Source organism: Hydrogenophaga sp. (assembly GCF_018780075.1).
Classification (GTDB): Bacteria; Pseudomonadota; Gammaproteobacteria; order Burkholderiales; family Burkholderiaceae_C; genus Hydrogenophaga.
Genome location: NZ_JADMKB010000152.1, coordinates 1 through 3268, shown reverse-complemented (window position 1 = coordinate 3268; position 3268 = coordinate 1). Strand labels below are relative to the sequence as shown.

General features: G+C 65.6%; 3 protein-coding genes and 1 pseudogene. 1 reads left to right on the top strand and 3 read right to left on the bottom strand.

Annotated features, from left to right (window positions below; translation table 11 throughout):
* Positions 1-958 (bottom strand): ADP-forming succinate--CoA ligase subunit beta (sucC, locus tag IV088_RS23210; RefSeq protein ID WP_291106685.1); only part of this gene is annotated, 958 nt, incomplete at its 3' end.
* A gap of 184 nt (positions 959-1142) precedes the next feature.
* Here sucC and argC point away from each other — a divergent pair.
* Complete coding sequence (gene argC / locus IV088_RS23205) at positions 1143-2066, top strand: N-acetyl-gamma-glutamyl-phosphate reductase (protein ID WP_291106683.1); 924 nt, start codon at positions 1143-1145, stop codon at positions 2064-2066.
* Positions 2067-2252: 186 nt separating this feature from the next.
* Here the strand turns inward: argC and recX are convergent, their stop codons facing one another.
* Positions 2253-2702 (bottom strand): recombination regulator RecX, encoded by a 450-nt coding sequence (gene recX / locus IV088_RS23200; RefSeq protein WP_291106674.1) that lies wholly within the window; start codon positions 2700-2702, stop codon positions 2253-2255.
* Between the two features lie 42 nt (positions 2703-2744).
* Positions 2745-3268: pseudogene (gene recA, locus IV088_RS23195) on the bottom strand (recombinase RecA); the annotation flags it as partial.

The following is a 3268-nucleotide window of genomic DNA, read 5'->3' as shown; positions in this document are numbered from 1 at the left end:
CGAAGATGTTGACCAGGATGCCCTTGACCTTGGTGTTCTTGAGCATGATCTTGAAGGCTTCGGTGACCTTCTCGGCAGTGGCGCCGCCGCCCACGTCCAGGAAGTTGGCCGGCTCGCCGCCGAACAGCTTGATGGTGTCCATGGTGGCCATGGCCAGACCGGCGCCGTTGACCAGGCAACCGATGTTGCCGTCCAGGGTGATGTAGGCCAGGTCGAACTTGGAGGCTTCGATTTCGGCCGGATCTTCTTCGTCCAGGTCGCGGTAGGCCACGATCTCGGGGTGGCGGAACAGCGCGTTGGCGTCGAAGTTGAACTTCGCGTCCAGGGCCATCAGGTTGCCCTTGGAATCGCAGTTCAGGGGGTTGATTTCCACCAGCGACGCGTCGGTGTCCATGTAGCACTTGTAGATCTTGGCGAAGATGTCGACCGCCTGATCCACGGAAGCGCCGGTCAGGCCGATGGCGGCCGCCACCTTGCGGGACTGCGCTTCGGTGATGCCGGCCAGCGGGTCGATCATCTCGGTGATGATCTTCTCGGGCGTGGAGTGGGCCACTTCCTCAATGTCCATGCCGCCTTCGCTCGAAGCGATCAGGGCGACTTTCTGGGTCGCGCGGTCGGTGACCAGCGACACGTACAGCTCGTTCTTGATGTCGGCGCCGTCTTCGATGTACAGGCGGCGGACCTTCTGGCCTTCGGGGCCGGTCTGGTGGGTCTTGAGCTGCATGCCCAGGATTTCGCCCGAGATGCGCTGCACGTCTTCAATGGTCTTGGCGACCTTGACGCCACCGCCTTTGCCGCGGCCACCGGCGTGGATCTGGGCCTTCACCACCCAGACCGGTCCGCCGAGTTTCTGGGCGGCTTCCACCGCCTCCTGCACCGTGAACGCTGCGATGCCGCGGGGCACCGGCACACCAAATTGACGCAAGATTTCCTTGCCTTGGTACTCGTGGATTTTCATGAGGTCTCTCTCAGACTGGAGGTTGTGCGATCCGGCCAAAGGGCACGGCCGGGGGCGCGGGCAGTGAACACGACAGCCGGCGACTGTATCATGGTGCATCGCACCAAACTATAAGCAGCGGCTTACGTAATGCATAATTATAGAAGCCGACGCTGAACCCTGACTGACACACACAGGAGACGCCATGGCCCAGATCTTCATCGACGGCGAAGCCGGCACCACCGGCCTGCAGATCCGCGAGCGGCTGCAGCAGATGCCGCAGATCCAGTTGTTGAGCATCGCGCCCGAGCGGCGCAAAGACCCCGAAGCCAAGCGCGAACTCATGGCGCAGGCCGACCTGGTGATTCTGTGCCTGCACGACGACGCGGCCATCGAATCGGTGGCGATGGTGGACGCGCTGCCGGGCAAAAAACCCCGCATCATCGACGCGTCCACCGCACACCGCTGCCACGATGGCTGGGTGTATGGCTTCCCCGAGCTGAGCGCGGGCCAGCAAGCCGCGGTGCAAAAAGCCGATCGCGTGGCCAATCCGGGCTGTTATGCCACCGGCGCCATCGCGTTGTTGCGCCCGCTGGTGGACGCGGACCTTCTGCCCCCGGACTTCCCGGTCGCCCTGCCGTCGGTGAGCGGCTACTCGGGTGGCGGCCGCACCATGATCGAGGCCTACGAGAAGGGCGAAGCGCCGCTGCACGAGGCCTACGCGCTGGGTCTGACGCACAAGCACATCCCTGAGATCCTGCGTTACACCGGCCTGACCCGTCGGCCCGTCTTCATTCCCGCCGTGGGCAATTTCCGCCAGGGCATGCTGGTGCAGTTGCCGCTGCACCTGGACGACCTGCCCGGTGCGCCCAAGGCCAGCGACCTGCACGACGCGCTGGTGGCGCACTACGCCGCCAGCGTGGCGGCGGGTGGCTGGGTGAGCGTGGAGGCCGCGCCCGAGAGCGGCAAGCTCGACGCCACCGCGCTCAACGACACCAACAAGCTGGAGTTGCGCGTGTTCGCCAACGAAGCCCACCGCCAGGCCGTGTTGATCGCGCGGCTGGACAACCTGGGCAAAGGCGCCAGCGGTGCGGCGGTTCAAAACCTTCAACTCATGCTCGGGGTGTAGGGCTCCCCCCTGCGCCGCTGCGCGGCTTCCCCCCAGGGGGACAACGCGAGTGGCCCGGCGAAGCCGGTTCCACCGCGTTCTGGGCGGGCGGGACACTCGCTCCGGATGGGTTCCGCGCTGGCTCGTTGAGCGCTGAGTCCATTTGCCAAAACAGGGTGCTCACGCCCCCACCCAGCTGGCGGTGGATCAGTCGTCCTCGCTGCCGCCGACCACTCGCCGGATCGATTCGGCGCCGAACCCGCGCGCCAGCAGAAACCGCATCTGCTTGCCGCGCTCGGCCGCATCGACCGGCGGTGATCCGAACTTCTTGCGCCAGACCTCGCGCGCCCGCTCGACCTCCGTGCCACGCAGCGCAGCCACCGCCTCGGCCACCGCTGTCGGGTCCAGCCCTTTGGCCTGCAGCTCTTGCTTCACACGGGCGGCACCCAGGCGGGAAGCACGGCGGTGCACGACGGATTCGAGCACGCGCTGTTCGTTGATGAAGCCCTTGGCATCCAGCTCGTCCAGCGCGCGGGCCAGCTCGCCCGGCGCCGTTTCGTGGGCTTTCAGCTTGCGCTCCAGCTCGGCGCGGGAGTGCTCGCGCCCGGCCAGCAGGCGCAACGCGCGGCCTTTGAGCGAGATCTGGTCAAAGGCCATGCGCCGGGTCCTCCTCCACCCACCGTGCCGCGCTCAGCACACTCACTCGCTCAGGACTTCGGCCTTGTCCACCTTGGCCGCGGCCTTGTCGGCTTTGGCGGCCTTGGCAGGTGCGGGCGCCTCGTCCACCGGCAGCAGCGGAACACCCAGCTCGGTGCGCACCTTGTTTTCGATCTCGACGCGCAGCTCGGGGTTTTCGCGCAGGAATTCGCGCGAGTTGTCGCGGCCCTGCCCGATCTTTTCGCCGTTGTAGGCGTACCAGGCGCCGGACTTTTCAATCACCTTGTTCAGCACGCCGAGGTCCAGGATTTCGCCTTCGCGGCTGATGCCCTCGCCGAACAGGATGTCGAACTCGGCCGTCTTGAACGGGGGCGAGACCTTGTTCTTCACCACCTTGACCTTGGTTTCGTTGCCGATCGCCTCTTCGCCCTTCTTGATGGTGCCGGTGCGGCGGATGTCGAGGCGGACCGAAGCGTAGAACTTGAGCGCGTTGCCGCCGGTGGTGGTTTCGGGGCTGCCGAACATGACGCCGATCTTCATGCGGATCTGGTTGATGAAGATGACCA